Source organism: Klebsiella sp. JN_Kp127, from assembly GCF_040062505.1.
GTDB lineage: Bacteria > Pseudomonadota > Gammaproteobacteria > Enterobacterales > Enterobacteriaceae > Klebsiella > Klebsiella quasipneumoniae.
The window spans coordinates 71,532-85,833 of record NZ_JBEAHS010000051.1; the positions used below are offsets into that span (position 1 = coordinate 71,532).

Annotated in this window: 14 protein-coding genes; 5 read left to right on the plus strand and 9 right to left on the minus strand. The window is 60.7% G+C overall.

Annotated elements, in window-relative coordinates:
• Positions 1-8: 8 nt before the first annotated feature.
• Positions 9-98 carry an ArsR family transcriptional regulator gene (locus tag ABLV04_RS19450; protein ID WP_258315333.1) on the minus strand — a complete coding sequence of 30 codons (90 nt, stop codon included), beginning with the start codon at positions 96-98 and terminating at the stop codon, positions 9-11.
• Here ABLV04_RS19450 and ABLV04_RS19455 point away from each other — a divergent pair.
• On the plus strand, positions 58-2,214 hold the full coding sequence (locus ABLV04_RS19455; protein ID WP_180265970.1) for a bifunctional diguanylate cyclase/phosphodiesterase: 2,157 nt from the start codon (positions 58-60) through the stop codon (positions 2,212-2,214). The two genes, ABLV04_RS19450 and ABLV04_RS19455, sit on opposite strands and share 41 nt — an antisense overlap.
• Here the strand turns inward: ABLV04_RS19455 and ABLV04_RS19460 are convergent, their stop codons facing one another.
• From ABLV04_RS19460 to ABLV04_RS19470, 3 genes are all read right to left on the minus strand, one after another.
• Complete coding sequence (locus tag ABLV04_RS19460) at positions 2,215-3,027, minus strand: serine protease (RefSeq protein ID WP_348816079.1); 813 nt, start codon at positions 3,025-3,027, stop codon at positions 2,215-2,217.
• A 941-nt stretch (positions 3,028-3,968) separates the two neighbouring features.
• Positions 3,969-4,331, minus strand: coding sequence for an acid resistance repetitive basic protein Asr (gene asr, locus ABLV04_RS19465; RefSeq protein ID WP_180265969.1), 363 nt, complete (start codon positions 4,329-4,331; stop codon positions 3,969-3,971).
• A gap of 165 nt (positions 4,332-4,496) precedes the next feature.
• Positions 4,497-5,984, minus strand: coding sequence for a carboxypeptidase M32 (locus tag ABLV04_RS19470; protein WP_023289544.1), 1,488 nt, complete (start codon positions 5,982-5,984; stop codon positions 4,497-4,499).
• Between the two features lie 227 nt (positions 5,985-6,211).
• On the opposite strand from ABLV04_RS19470, the gene ABLV04_RS19475 reads away from it, so the two are divergent.
• Entirely contained in the window at positions 6,212-6,304 is a 93-nt protein-coding gene (locus ABLV04_RS19475) for a hypothetical protein (protein WP_004206050.1), read from the plus strand.
• Between the two features lie 30 nt (positions 6,305-6,334).
• Here ABLV04_RS19475 and ABLV04_RS19480 read toward each other — a convergent pair whose 3' ends face one another.
• Positions 6,335-7,585, minus strand: coding sequence for an MFS transporter (locus ABLV04_RS19480; protein WP_023289545.1), 1,251 nt, complete (start codon positions 7,583-7,585; stop codon positions 6,335-6,337).
• 130 nt (positions 7,586-7,715) lie between these two features.
• On the opposite strand from ABLV04_RS19480, the gene ABLV04_RS19485 reads away from it, so the two are divergent.
• From ABLV04_RS19485 to bioD, 3 genes are all read left to right on the plus strand, one after another.
• Entirely contained in the window at positions 7,716-8,618 is a 903-nt protein-coding gene (locus ABLV04_RS19485; protein ID WP_023289546.1) for a LysR family transcriptional regulator, read from the plus strand.
• Positions 8,619-8,742: 124 nt separating this feature from the next.
• Complete coding sequence (gene mlc / locus ABLV04_RS19490) at positions 8,743-9,963, plus strand: sugar metabolism global transcriptional regulator Mlc (protein WP_048298665.1); 1,221 nt, start codon at positions 8,743-8,745, stop codon at positions 9,961-9,963.
• Positions 9,964-10,090: 127 nt separating this feature from the next.
• Positions 10,091-10,786, plus strand: a complete 696-nt coding sequence (bioD, locus tag ABLV04_RS19495) for a dethiobiotin synthase (RefSeq protein WP_023289548.1) — start codon at positions 10,091-10,093, stop codon at positions 10,784-10,786.
• Here the strand turns inward: bioD and clcB are convergent.
• The 4 genes from clcB to ABLV04_RS19515 form a co-directional block, all read right to left on the minus strand.
• The gene (clcB, locus tag ABLV04_RS19500; RefSeq protein ID WP_180265968.1) at positions 10,739-12,034 is read right to left on the minus strand and encodes a voltage-gated ClC-type chloride channel ClcB; all 1,296 of its coding nucleotides are present in this window, start codon (positions 12,032-12,034) and stop codon (positions 10,739-10,741) included. The two genes, bioD and clcB, sit on opposite strands and share 48 nt — an antisense overlap.
• A gap of 133 nt (positions 12,035-12,167) precedes the next feature.
• Positions 12,168-12,776 carry a Tat proofreading chaperone DmsD gene (dmsD, locus tag ABLV04_RS19505; RefSeq protein ID WP_023289550.1) on the minus strand — a complete coding sequence of 203 codons (609 nt, stop codon included), beginning with the start codon at positions 12,774-12,776 and terminating at the stop codon, positions 12,168-12,170.
• Positions 12,777-12,817: 41 nt separating this feature from the next.
• Positions 12,818-13,675 carry a DmsC/YnfH family molybdoenzyme membrane anchor subunit gene (locus ABLV04_RS19510; protein ID WP_044522798.1) on the minus strand — a complete coding sequence of 286 codons (858 nt, stop codon included), beginning with the start codon at positions 13,673-13,675 and terminating at the stop codon, positions 12,818-12,820.
• A 1-nt stretch (position 13,676) separates the two neighbouring features.
• Entirely contained in the window at positions 13,677-14,294 is a 618-nt protein-coding gene (locus tag ABLV04_RS19515) for a DMSO/selenate family reductase complex B subunit (RefSeq protein ID WP_233672997.1), read from the minus strand.
• Positions 14,295-14,302 lie beyond the last annotated feature (8 nt).

Below are 14,302 nucleotides of genomic sequence, written 5' to 3' on the forward strand. Positions count from 1 at the left end.
ATGCTTACTCAAGACCGGCCCCGCAGGTATTGTGCCCGGTGACGATGAGGACTGCGCATGCTCACAGCTTTCGGCTGGCGGAAAATTCCTTCCGCCAGGACGTTGTCAATAATGATTTTTCTCGCCGGGCTCGGCCTCACCGCGTCGGTGATCTCCCTGCTTTACCTCTCGCAACACCTCATTGCCAGCAAATCCAATGAAATTGATCAGCAGCGCTCGGTCCTGTCGGTGGAAGGGGCGGTGCAGACCTCGGTCAACCGGGTGCTGTCGCTGGTGCTGGACAATGCCATCTGGGACGATGCGGTGACCCAGACTTACGCTCCCAGCCTGGATCAAAAATGGCTGTACGACTCCTGGGGATCCGGCTTCAAAATCAACAACCTGTATGACGGCACCTTTGTCCTTGATGAACATTATCACATCCTGTGGGGCGCCTTTCAGAGTCAGGTTATGCCCCGGGCAGACCTCTCATTTCTCGGCGCCGGGCTGACCAGCCTGATCCGCTATCATGCACAGGCTCTGCGCGAGGGGAAAAACGCCTTCGCCGGCATCACACGTACCGAGGCCGGGATCGCTTTCGTCGGCATCGGCCTGATACGGCCGACGAGCGGCCGGCTGCAGGTGGCTGACGAGACCCGACGCTATCTGGTCATTACCCGGCACATCAGCCCTCAGCTGCTGGAGCGTTTAGGCGACACCTTCCAGATAAGCCATCTGCATCTCAGCGACGGCCCAGGCGAACACCGGATCCCGCTGCGCACGCAGGGAGGCGAGGTTCTGGGCTATCTGGCGTGGCAGCCGCGTCTGCCCGGCGCCGAAGCGGCCCTGGCCTCGTCAGGCAGTATGCGGCTCATCGCCGGGGTGGCCGCCAGCCTGATCCTGCTGTTTATTCTGTTCAGCAGCCTCGGCATGTATAAGCTGGCCCGCGGCGAACGTCAGGCGCGGGAGATCGCCCTGATTGACTGGCTTAGCCGCCTGCCCAACCGGCGTGCGCTGCTGCTGCGGCTCAGCCAGGTGTGCGACACGAGTAAGCACGATATGCAGTGCGTGGTGTTTATCGATCTGGACGGTTTTAAGGATGTGAATGATAACTATGGCCACGATGTGGGCGACACTCTGATCCGCCATATCGCCAGCGCGCTGCAAAAACGGGTGCCGGCGGGGGCCATGCTGGCAAGAATGGGCGGGGATGAGTTCGCCATGGCGGTGAGCGGCGAACAGGCGATCGACCGGGCCGCGGCGTTTGCGTGGGCGGCGCTGGAGCTGCTTAAAGCGCCGGTGGCGCTGAGCAAACGCACAATTTATATCGGCGCCAGCATCGGCATCGCCAGCGGTACTCCGGCGGAATGCTCCAGTACCGAACTGTTTCGCCGGGCGGATATCGCCATGTACCACGCCAAGAAGAGCGGCAAGGGGCGGACGGCCTGGTATGACGATGCGCTGGATGCCGTGCGACGTCATCAGCTGATGATTGAGAATGGCATCCGTCAGGGGCTGGAGCAGGATGAATTTGAGGTCTGGTATCAGCCGGTGGTCGATGCCGATACGCTGGCGATGACCGGCGTTGAAGCGCTGCTGCGCTGGCCGCGTCGCCCGCAGGGTGCGCTGGCGCCGGATGCGTTTATCGCCATTGCCGAGAGTAGCGGCCTGATTGACACCCTCGGCCAGTTCGTCCTGCAACGCGCCTGCAGCGACCTGCAGCCGGTGGGCGATCTGCTGCTGTCGGTGAACATCTCGCCGGCGCAATTTCGCGATCCGGCGTTTGAAAGCCGGGTGATGGAAACGGTCGCTGCCTGCCGCTTTCCGCCGTCGCGCCTGCAGGTGGAGGTGACGGAGAGTTATGTGCTGGAAAATCCGGAACGTTCGCAGGCGGTGGTGGAGAATCTGAAGGCCCAGGGCATCGCCGTGGCGCTGGACGATTTTGGCACCGGTTACTCCAGCATCGGCTATTTACGCCGCTTTCGCTTTGACAGCCTGAAGATTGACAAATCCCTCGCCGGGCGGGTGGATTGCGATGCGCAGGCGGCGGAGATGGTGCGCGGCACGGTGCGCATCGCCCGCGCGCTGGGGATGACGGTCGTGGCGGAGGGGGTTGAAGATCCGCAACAGCTGGCGCTGCTGCGGCGGGCCGGCTGCGACCGGCTACAGGGCTTTTACTTCAGTAAACCGATGCCGATCGCCGACCTGCTGCAGCGGCGTCAGCAGCAGGAGTAATTACTCTCCGGCCAGCGCCTCCAGCTTATCGCGAAAGCCGGTCACCGCGATGGCGCGGTTGTCCGCCCGCCAGCGATCCTGCGGGCCGGGAGCCGAACTTTGCACGGCGATCACTTGCCAGCCGTCCGCGGTTTTCAGCAGCAGCGGCGAGCCGCTGTCGCCGGGCAGGGTGTCACACTGGTGCGACAGGACGCTGTTTTGCGCCCAGCCGGTGACGATGCAATCCTGATGGCTGTAAAGATTGTCCAGATGATCTTCAGGATAACCTGACTGGGTCACTTTCCGGTCCGCCGCCTTCAGCGCGGCGGTTAACTCGGCCTTACTGCCGGGGAAGAGCGGGATCGGCGTGATGCCCGAGGGAGCATAGCGCAGCACGATCAGGCCAAAATCCGAGGGCGCCGCGGCGGAGGGAACGATCCAGCCGTCACCGTCGGCTTTCAGACGCTTGCCTAATTCGGGATCCACGCGTCCGTCAATGCCGTGGATCTCATACACCCAGTTACCCTTGCGGGAAATAAAGCGCAGAGCGACCGCTTTGTCCGGCTTGCCGCGCGGGGGCGTTAACAGGCAGTGGCCCGCGGTCAGCGCCAGGTTGGGGGAGATGAGCGTCGCCGTGCACAGATTGCCGCTGGCGGTCTCCAGCTGGCCAATCGCGTCCCACGGACTCTCCTCCGGGCGGCTCACCGCTTTACGCTCATCGTGGCCGAAAAACAACGTCTTAATATCTTTGGCGCTCAGTCCGCTATCTTCGGCATGTGCGCCCAGAGGTAACAGATAAAATGAACACAGTAATAACAGAACGTCTCTACGCATATCACTCTCTGGGGGAGGCTATGATGTCTATTGACAGTAGCAGGAGATTTAAGTTTTTGAAAGTAAACAATAATTCTAATCAGGCCAAACGGCATGTCTCATCTGCGCGCGACGGGCTCTGGCGCGGGCAAAACCTTCTGATTTCAATCGGTTAATACCATTAACCTTCTGCTGCTATTTCCGCAGAAAGCACGGTCTGGCGCAAGCACATTCGTGTATCAGAACGTACTGAAATTGGCGAATAATGCAGCAATACCTCTTTGAGGTTATTCCTGGTTTGGCAGTATGATGCGCAAAAATAATACTTTTACCCGCCAGATCTTCACCAGAATTCGCACTTCTTTACGCCTCACGTAATTATTTTCAATGCGAAACATTTTCTCACCGAAAACGTTGTTACCGTCACCCGGCCGTTGAGTAAATAGAGAGGTAATACCGGCGATGATAGCCTGAATTCTATTTCCCCGGCGTTCGGAGGGTATATGTCTAAAAAAGGTATTCGCGCACTGGTCTATGTTTCCCTGGTCTCGGTGGCCATCTGGGGCGCAACCGGCTATCTGGTGATGGAAGCGGTACGTGCGTTGTGATGAGTCTGGCCGCCGCGTGGGGGCCAGGCGCGCGATGGTTTATTGCTAACGTGTCTGGCGTCTTCGGGCGCCGGGCATGATTTGCGCCGCTGGCAGCGGCAGGGTAAAAGAGAGTGATAAGGGTGGGCAACAATATTCGCGCGACCTTCACCTTGCGGGAAGTCTGAGCCAGGCGGCAAAACGGGAGAGAAGACGAAATGATTAATAGAGGAAAAAGCGGGTCGCAACCACTGCGCAAATGATTAACAGGATCAGGATGAGCTCAAAACGATAACGCCGCAGCATAGTGCTCTCCAGAAAAAACGGCGCTGAAGCAGCGCCGATTATTTAAGAAGGTTGGTTCACCGGGAGGAATTAGGCTGCCGGCTGTGCAGCAGGTTTAGCGGCCTGGTGTTTGGTGGTTTTGTGGTGTTTTTTCGCTGCCTGAGCTTTCTGGGCTACCGGTTTAGCGGCAGCTTTGTGGTGCTTTTTCGCGGCCTGGGCTTTCTGGGCAGCGGCTGGTTTAGCTTCTGCTTTCTTGTGTTTTTTGGCAGCCTGAGCTTTCTGCTCTGCAGCTGGTTTGGCCGCGGCTTTATGGTGTTTTTTGTGATGGGTGGTCTTGGCAGCAGTTCTGTGGGTAGCAGCTGGCGCCTGAGTGGTGCTTACTGCGTCAGCAGCGAAAGCGGCGGAAGAGAGACCCATAGCAGCGGCAACGACCAGAGCTAATACTTTTTTCATTCTGATATCCTCGAAAAGTTTTCTTAATTTCAACCCCACTGCGGGGCCGGTGAAATCACTATATGCTTGTCTTTTCGGGCTTTCCGTGAGTGTTTGGTATCGGCGTGTAACCGAATGTACAAGGCGGGGAGTGGAAGGAGGCGCCGGGCAGCCCGGCGCGGACGATCACAGATAGCGGGCGGTAAGGTGGTCGCGGAAGTAGCGGCTGTTAAGATCCTCGCCGGTGGCCTGCTGGATCAGCTGCGAGGTGGTGAAGCGGCTGCCATGCTGCCAGATATTCTGCCGCAGCCAGTCAAAAAGGGCGCTGAAATCCCCTTCCGCGATATCGCGGTCTAACGTCGGCAGCGCGCGACGGGCGGCGGCCATCAGCTGCGCGGCATACATCGCCCCCAGCGTGTAGGAAGGGAAGTAGCCGAAGCCGCCGTCGGTCCAGTGAATATCCTGCATACAGCCGTCCCGGTAGTTGCCGGTGGTCGACAGTCCCAGCCAGTGCTGCATTTTCTCATCCCACAGCGACGGAATATCTTCCACCTCTATCTCGCCGTCGATCAGCGCGCGTTCAATTTCATAGCGCAGGATCACATGCGCCGGATAGCTGACCTCATCGGCATCAACGCGAATAAAGCCTGGTTTCACCCGCTGGTTCCAGGCGATGAAATTCTCCTCGCTAAAGGCCGGCCGATCGCCAAAGCGTTCGCGCACCGCCGGCAGCAGGCGTTTCAGGAAGCGCTCGCTGCGTCCCAGCTGCATTTCGAAGAACAGGCTCTGCGACTCATGGATAGCAGTAGAGCGGGCCAGTCCTACCGGCTGGTCGACCCACGGGCGAGGCAGATTCTGCTCATAGCGGGCGTGGCCGGTCTCGTGGATCACGCCGAACAGAGCGCTGAGCAGGTCGTTTTCGTTGTAGCGGGTGGTGATGCGCACATCCTGAGGGACGCCGCCGCAAAACGGGTGGGCGCTGATGTCCAGACGCCCGCCGTCAAAGTCAAAGCCGAGGATGCGCATCGCCTGCAGACCCAGTTCGCGCTGCTCAGGGATCGGGAACGGCCCCTGCGGGGCGATCAAGGTTCGCGTCGCCTGCTTATCGACCGCTTGTCGCAGCAGGGAAGGCAGCCAGGACTTGAGATCGGCAAACAGGCTGTCCAGCCGGGCGCTGGTCATATCCGGTTCGAAAATATCCAGCAGCGCGTCATAGCGTGAGCCGCCCCGGGCGTCGGCGCGGATCTGCGCTTCCTCGCGGCTCAGCCTGACCACCTCGCGCAAATTATCGGCAAAGCCAGCCCAGTCATTAGCCGGCCGCTGACTGCGCCAGGCATGTTCGCAACGGCTACCGGCCAGCGATTTGGCCTCCACCAGGCTCTCCGGCAGCAGCGCCGCCTGATCGTACTGGCGCTGCATTTCCCGCAGGTTGGCCTGTTCGAGGTCGTTGAGATCCTGCTGGCGGGCCGCCTGCAGCCATTGGCCCACTTTTTTATCGGTCAGGATCTGATGCTGTAGCACGCCGAGTTCCGCCAGCGCTTCGCCGCGGGCGGCGCTACCGCCCGGAGGCATCATGGCGAACATATCCCAGCCGGCGATGGCGGAGAGATGCGAAAAGCGCGACAGGCGCTGAAAGGTGCGGGTAAGCTGCTGATAAGGCGTATTTTCAGTCATAGTAGCGTTCGGTCCGTGACAGGTGAATGAACAGATTATCGGTATGCCTCTACACTATCCTGATACGCCTGGCGGGTCGAGCGTGGCGCGCAGAGGGCGGGGTAAAGCATTTGCCGCGTGATAGCAGGAAAAAAAGCGTGGCTCTGTGAGCAGTATTGCAGAAATCGGTAACGCATCGTGACTAAACTGTGATCGATAACGCAAGTCTGGAGGTTCGGGGGTGGTTTATGAATCCGTTCACCTGGCTGTTTATTGCCTTACTGTCCGTTGATGCCGTCAGAGAGCTGATGGGCTTGTCATCTATCATGGGCATGTGGTGAAACGTGGCCCGCAGGCCACGTCACGCGCGATTATTTGAGTCGCCGATACAGGCAAGTGCCGGTCAACAGCGCGGCAAGGAGCAGCAGCGCGATAAATCCACCGACGCCGTTCCAGCCGTAGCGATGCCAGAACACCCCGCCTAATGTCCCCGCCAGGCTTGAGCCAAGATAATAGCTGAACAGATACAGCGATGACGCCTGACCGCGCGCGCGGCGCGCGCGCGGGCCAATCCAGCTGCTGGCGACGGAATGCGCGGCGAAGAAGCCGGCGGAGAACAGCAGCATGCCGAGGAAAATAAGCCACAGGGAAGAAAAGAGCGTCATCAGCAGGCCGCAGAGCATCACGCCGGTAAAGCCGAGCATCACCGGACCGCGGCCATAGCGTACGGTCATGGCGCCCGCTTTCGGCGAGCTCCAGGTCCCGGTGAGATACGCCACCGACAGCAGACCCACCACCGCCTGGCTTAACGACCACGGCGACATCATCAGACGGTAGCCAATGTAGTTAAACAGGGTGACAAAGGCCCCCATCAGCAGGAAACCCTCGACGAATAGCAGCGGCAGGCCGCGATCGCGCCAGTGCAGGCGGAAATTAATCAGCAGCGTTTTTGGCCGCAGCGAGGTCGGGCGGAAATGGCGCGACTCGGGCAGGATTCGCCAGAACATAATCGCCGCGGCCAGGGCGAAGCCGCTGATCACCGCCAGCGCCACGCGCCAGCCGAAAAAATCGGTAAAGACCCCGGTGAGCAAGCGGCCGCTCATGCCGCCGATGGAGTTGCCGCTGATATAGAGTCCCATAGAGAAGGCCACAAAGCTGGGGTGGATCTCCTCGCTCAGGTAGGTCATACCGACCGCCGCCACGCCGCTCAGCGACAGGCCAATCAGGGCGCGCATAATCAGGATGCCGTGCCAGCTGGTCATCATGGTCGACAACAGCGAGCAGCAGGCGGCCAGCAGCAGCGCGGTGACCATCACCGGCTTGCGGCCTATGGCGTCCGACAGCGGGCCGGTAAACAGCAGGCCCACCGCCAGCATCGCCGTGGAAATGGAGAGAGAAATACTGCTGCTGGCCGGCGATACGCCGAACTCGTTCGACAGCACCGGCAGGATCGGCTGCACGCAGTAGAGCAGGGCGAAGGTGGCCAGACCGGCGGAGAACAGCGCGAGCGTGACGCGCATAAACTGCGGGGTGCCGCGCTTAATAAACGGATCCGGGCGGGATGCACCAGCGACGCTGACCTCGCCCGCCGGCACGGTGTCAACGGTTGTTGTACGACTCACAGAGAATTCCTTGGGTAGAAGTTGCTGCTTACCAACAGAGTGTTGTGACCATTCAGCTCACATTTTTAGGGTATGAAAATGTAAATATTCTGTCTAATATATTAATAATCTCAAATAAGACGTTTTAAATATGAATATCGAGTTGCGTCATTTGCGCTACTTTGTCGCCGTCGCCGAGGAGCTGCATTTTGGCCGCGCCGCGGCGCGACTGAACATCTCTCAACCGCCGTTAAGCCAGCAAATTCAGATCCTCGAGCAGCAGACCGGCGCCCGCCTGTTCGCCCGCACCAACCGCAGCGTCAGCCTGACGGCGGCGGGGAAACAGTTTCTCGCCGACAGCCGACAAATTCTCGCCCAGGTGGAGGACGCGGCCGCCCGCGCCGCCCGTCTGCACCATGGGGAAACGGGCGAACTGCGTATCGGCTTTACCTCCTCGGCCCCTTTTATCAAGGCGGTATCCGATACGCTGTCCCTGTTTCGTCAGCGCTACCCGGATGTGCATATTCTCACCCGCGAGACCAATACCCGCGAACAGATTGTCCCGCTGAGCGAGGGAGCCCTCGACCTCGGCCTGTTGCGCAATACCCAACTGCCGGACACCCTGGCGTGGCAGCGAGTGCTGCGCGAGCCGCTGCTGGCGATGGTCCCGGCGGACCATCCGCTGGCCCGCCAGCCCTCGGTCAGCCTGGCGGCGCTGGCGCGGGAGCCGTTCGTCTTTTTCGACCCGCACGTCGGTACCGGCCTGTATGACGATATCCTTGGCCTGCTGCGCCGCTACGGTCATACGCCGGTGATTGCCCAGGAGGTGGGGGAGGCGATGACCATTATTGGCCTGGTGGCCGCCGGGCTGGGGGTGTCGATCCTGCCGGCCTCCTTTCAGCGCGTGCAGCTCAGCGAAATGCGCTGGCTGCCAATTGACGAACAGGATGCGGTGTCGGAGATGTGGCTGGTGTGGTCGAAACACCATGAGCAGGGGGCGCTGGCAAAACGCTTTCGTGACACGCTGCTGGCCTGGAAAAACGAGCGCAATTGAGGCAAAAAGGGGCTGGAAATGTGCGGTAAATCACAAGGCTAAGCAAAAATTTGACGTTCACCATCGAAGTGCTTCACCATAGCCGAAAGTTTATTTCGAAGCGCGAAAATAAAGGGAGTCAATGGTGGTAGCGGATAGTCAACCAGGCCATATCGATCAAATTAAGCAGACCAATGCGGGCGCCGTCTATCGCCTGATTGATCAGCTCGGCCCGGTATCGCGTATCGACCTCTCCCGATTTGCGCAACTGGCGCCCGCCAGCATCACCAAAATTGTCCGCGAGATGCTGGAAGCGCATCTGGTGCAGGAGACCGAGATTCAGGAGCCCGGCAGCCGCGGGCGCCCGGCGGTGGGTCTGATGGTGGAAACCGAGGCCTGGCACTATCTGGCGGTGCGCATCAGCCGCGGCGAGATCCACCTTTCGCTGCGCGATTTAAGCAGCCAGCTGGTGGTGGAGGAGCAGCTGGAGCTGGCGCTTACCGACAGCACGCCGTTTCTGACGCGGATTATCGACCATATCGATCGCTTCTTTATTCGCCACCAGAAGAAGCTGGAACGCCTCACCTCCATCGCCATAACGATGCCGGGTATCATTGATACCGAAAACGGCATTATTCATCGCATGCCGTTTTATGAAGAGGTCAAAGACGTCCCGTTGGGCGAAACGCTGGCCAACCATACCGGGGTGCCGGTCTATATTCAGCATGACATTAGCGCCTGGACCATGGCGGAATCGCTGTTTGGCGCCTCGCGCGGCGCCCGGGACGTCATCCAGGTGGTGATCGATCATAACGTCGGCGCCGGGGTTATCACCGACGGACGTCTGCTGCACGCCGGCAGCAGCAGCCTCGTGGAGATCGGTCATACCCAGGTCGACCCCTATGGCAAACGCTGCTACTGCGGCAACCATGGCTGTCTGGAAACGATCGCCAGCGTGGAGAGCGTGCTGGAGCTGGCGCAGATGCGGATGGCGCAGTCGATGAGCTCGCTGCTGCATCAGCGTCCGCTGAGCGTGGAGTGGCTGTGCCAGGCGGCGCTGCAGGGCGACCTGCTGGCCCGGGACATTATCAGCGGCGTCGGTCATCACGTCGGTCGCATTCTGGCGATCATGGTCAATCTGTTTAACCCGCAGAAAATCCTGATCGGCTCGCCGTTTAACCTGGCGGCAGACATTCTTTTTCCGGCAATTTCCAGCTGCATTCGGCAACAATCACTCCCGGCCTACAGCCAGCATATCGCAGTTGAAAGCACCCAGTTCTCCAACCGCGGAACGATGGCTGGCGCGGCGCTGGTCAAGGATGCGCTCTATAACGGATCCTTACTCATACGACTGTTACAGGGTTAACATTTTTTCATAGTCACACCAAAAATTGCGCTATCTCAAGCTGACCCCCAGCGGCTTCACGTAGACTTTGCCCACTGTTGATTATTTCTCTCCCGTATATTTCATCGACAAAACTGTGGGGTTAGTGATGTTTAAGCGTTTCTTTATTACAGGTACAGACACCTCTGTCGGGAAGACAGTGGTTTCCCGTGCGCTGTTGCAGGCACTTGCTGCCAGAGGCAAAAGCGTGGCCGGGTACAAGCCTGTGGCGAAGGGCAGCAAAGAGACGCCGGACGGTTTGCGTAATAAAGACGCGCTGGTGCTGCAGAGCGTCTCCACGCTGGCGTTACCCTATGAGGCTGTCAATCCCATCGCCTTAAGCGAAGACGAAAGCAGCGTGGCGCACAGCTGCCCGATCAACTACGGTTTGCTGTCGGATGGTTTGCAGCGGCTGGCCGGGCAAGTTGAACACGTGGTGGTTGAAGGCACCGGCGGCTGGCGCAGCCTGATGAACGACCTGCGACCGCTCTCCGAATGGGTGGTACAGGAGCAGCTCCCGGTGCTGATGGTGGTGGGGATCCAGGAAGGGTGCATCAACCATGCGCTGCTGACGGCCCAGGCGATCGCCAATGACGGGCTGCCGCTGATCGGCTGGGTGGCCAACCGCATCAACCCCGGTCTGGCGCACTACGCCGAAATCATCGATGTGCTCAGCAAAAAGCTGCCGGCGCCGCTCATTGGCGAGCTACCGTATCTGCCGCGCGCCGAACAGCGTGAGCTAAGCCGCTACGTCGACTTAGACATGCTCGGCAACGTGATGGCGATAGATCGAATCCCGGCGTAACGTCCGCGACAGCACCGACGCCACCACGCAGGTGATCAGCAGGCCGGGCAGCAGCACATACTGCCCGGTCATCTCACAAATCATCAGAGTCGACATGATTGGCGCATGGGTAGTGGCGGCAAGAAACGCCGCCATGCCGGTCAGTCCCATCATCATAGCCATCTCCTGCCCCCCCGGTAGCCACAGCCCGCTGAAGCGGGCCAATAGCATGCCCATCGCCAGGCCGACAAACAGCGTGGGGGTAAACACCCCGCCCGGCGCGCCGGAGCCACTGCTGGCCAGCACTGCCAGCAGTTTGCACAGGAATACCGCCACCAGCAGCGCGCCGGGCGGCGGCAGCAGCAGATAGCTTTGCACCACGCTGTAGCCGTTGCCCCACACCGCCGGCGTGATGAGCGATAAGCCGCCGACGATCAGACCGCCCAGCGCCAGCTGCCACGGCGGCGCCAGTTTCAGCCTAACGAACCCGCGGTGGCTGTATTCCATCAGCCAGATAAACAGCGGCCCGCACAGTCCGGCCAGCAGTCCGGTGGCGAGCATCAGGCCATAGTGCAGCGCGCTGAGATCCTGCTGCAGGACGACATGGTACAACGGCGCGGCGCCGCCGTTGAGAAACTGGGTCAGCAGCAGGGCGATCACTGCCGAGATCACTACCGGCCCAAGCGAAGCCAGCATCAGCGTGCCAAACAGAATTTCAGCGATAAACAGGCTGCCGGCCAGTGGAGCATGATAGGCGCTGGCCATCCCGGCGGCGGCGCCGCAGGCGACCCACAGTTTCCATTCGGCCTGCGGCGTGAAGCGGCGGGCGAACAGCGAGGCCGCCAGCGCGGCCAGCAGGATCATGGCGCCTTCCCGGCCAATCGCGCTGCCGGTGACCACCACTAGCAGCGAGGCCAGCGACTTCACCAGGCTTGCCGGCGTATCGAAGCAACCGTCTCCGGTCTCCAGGGCTTCCATATAATCGGTGGCGGCGTGCGGGCGGGCAACGCGGCGTCGTTGCCACAGCCATAGAAGTGCCCCTGCCGCCAGTCCCCCCAGCGCCGGGGTAATCAGCCGCCGCCACGCCGGCAGCGACTGCGCGGCGTTGACCAGGCTCCCGCTGTCGTTACCGAGAAACAGCGTTTCCAGCACCACCATGGCATGGCGAAACAGGACCACCGCCAGGGCGGCGAGAAGGCCAATCAGCGTGGCGATCAGCAGGCGACGAAACATCACCTGCACATCTGGATAGGGATGAAGACGGTGCATCGGTCACAGCGAGATTGGGAAAACATGGCCTTATTGTGATAGGGAATAAACTTATATGCAAAAGCGATAAGTGCGGGTTACGGAGAGCGAAGCCAGCAAGGAAACCGCGCCGACTCCCGGCGCGGCAAAGGGATTAGCGATAGAGCGGCTTTTCCGCCACCGCGAGGGGCAGACCTGCCTGCCACTGCGCCAGGGTCGCCTGCGCCAGCTGGCCCAGCGCCTGGTAGAAGGGGTGGGCGGCATGTTCGACAAAGACGCTCAGGAAGCGCCCGGACCACGGCAGCAGATGCCAGGCCAGCAGCTGGGCAAACAACGCCTCCTGTTCCGTTTCGCACAGCCACGCCGCCAGCAGCAGCAGGGTGCCGAAATGGTCTTCCGGCTCGTTGCGTTCGGCGTCCAGTGCGATGCCGTTCGCGCGCATCCATTCGCGCAGGGCCAGTGTGGATTCGCCGAACAGCACCGACTCTTTATCCAGCCAGACGGATCCCCATGGCGGCGCCGGCAGGGCCCACGGTCCGATAAACAGGCGCTGCCAGGCTTCCGGCAACGACTCTTCAACCGACGCGGCAAACCCCGATGCCAGTGGGGCGGCAACCGGGAAGGGCCACTGTTGCTGCCAGCTGCCGTCCTGGAAGGCGGCCACCAGCGGCGCGATTTGCGGGCTATTCGGCGCATAAGAGAACAACGCGCCCAGGGTACGGGCGCTTAAGGCGACAGCGTCGCGGTGAGGGAACGGCATCATCACTTATTCCTTTCTGCGGCGCGCGCCGGCGCGCCGTCTCATTAACGGGCAACCGCCATACCGACGGTCATATGGAGCCCATAAAACAGGCCGCGGCCAATACATTCCGCGATCAGGACCAGCAACAGACCGGCCAACAGCCCCGCAGCGCGCGGCGGCTGACGGCGGATCAGCGGACACAGCCAGCAGCCAAGTCCCAGCGCCAGCAGGATCAGACGTAAGGCCTGCAGTCTGCCGTAATCCGGCAGCAGGGTGGCCGCCTGCTGAACGGCGCTGTGAATGGCGCCGAGCCCGGCGCTTTGCATCACGATAATCGCGGCGCTGATGACCAGCGCGGCCACGCTCAGCCCGGCTATAAACCAGACGTTAACGTCGACTTTCGCCATTCGCAGCAGCAGGGCGGCGAACAGCGGCCCGCTGAGAAGTACCGTCAGGAAGAAGGCGCTGGTGGTGTAGCCAGTGTACCATGTCGGCACGGTATCGATTTGATAAACCCGGGTCATCGCCAGCACAAACACCAGCCCCAACAGCAGGGCGATCGCCAGCCAGACTTTCCCCAGCGCCGCCGGCATTTTTTCCAGCACGGCCAGCAGCCACCAGAATCCGCCCACGACGAAAAACAAGGCGCCGCTGGCGATTTCGTTGCTCAGCGCCGAGGCGCCGACGCGGTTCAGCGAATTAAACGCCCGCAGCGGCGAACCGAGATGCATCACTGAGGCGAGAAAACCGATCCCCATCAGCAGCCAGATAAAAAACATGCTGCGCACCAGCCGCTGCCGCGCTTCGCGCTGGTCCGCCAGTGCCAGCCAGACCAGACCGCTGACGAGGGTCGCGCCGACCACGCATTGCCCCAGTACCGTAAACAGCACCAGCGGCCATTCCTGCCATCCGCTTCCCATCTCACACCTCCTTCGGATTTGCCAGATAACCGATGGTATCGCCACACGGCCGGGCGTTGCGGTTAGGTTTGATCGCGATGCTCGGCTGAGTGAAGTGCGCCGAGGGCAGCGGGGCCACCGCCGCCAGCTGGCCGTGCTTAGCGCGCAGTTCGGCAATGGGGCCGAAATCGAGCGCCCGCAGCGGGCAGGACTCGACGCAGATCGGTTTTTTCCCCTCGGCGACGCGCTGATAACAGCCGTCGCACTTGGTCATATGGCCTTTGTCGGCGTTGTATTGCGGCGCGCCGTACGGGCAGGCCATATGACAGTAGCGGCAGCCGATGCACACCTCTTCATCCACCACCACAAAACCGTCTTCGCGCTTGTGCATCGCTCCACTCGGGCAGACCTTGGTGCAGGCCGGATCGGCGCAGTGGTTACAGGCGATGGAGAGGTAATAGGCGAACACGTTCTGCTGCCAGATGCCGTTGTCCTCCTGCCAGTCGCCGCCGGCGTACTCATAGATGCGACGGAAGCTGACCTCCGGAGTCAGGTTCTTATAGTCCTTACAGGCCAGCTCGCAGGTTTTGCACCCGGTACAGCGAGCGGAGTCGATAAAGAATCCATATTGCGTGCTCATGGTTTACT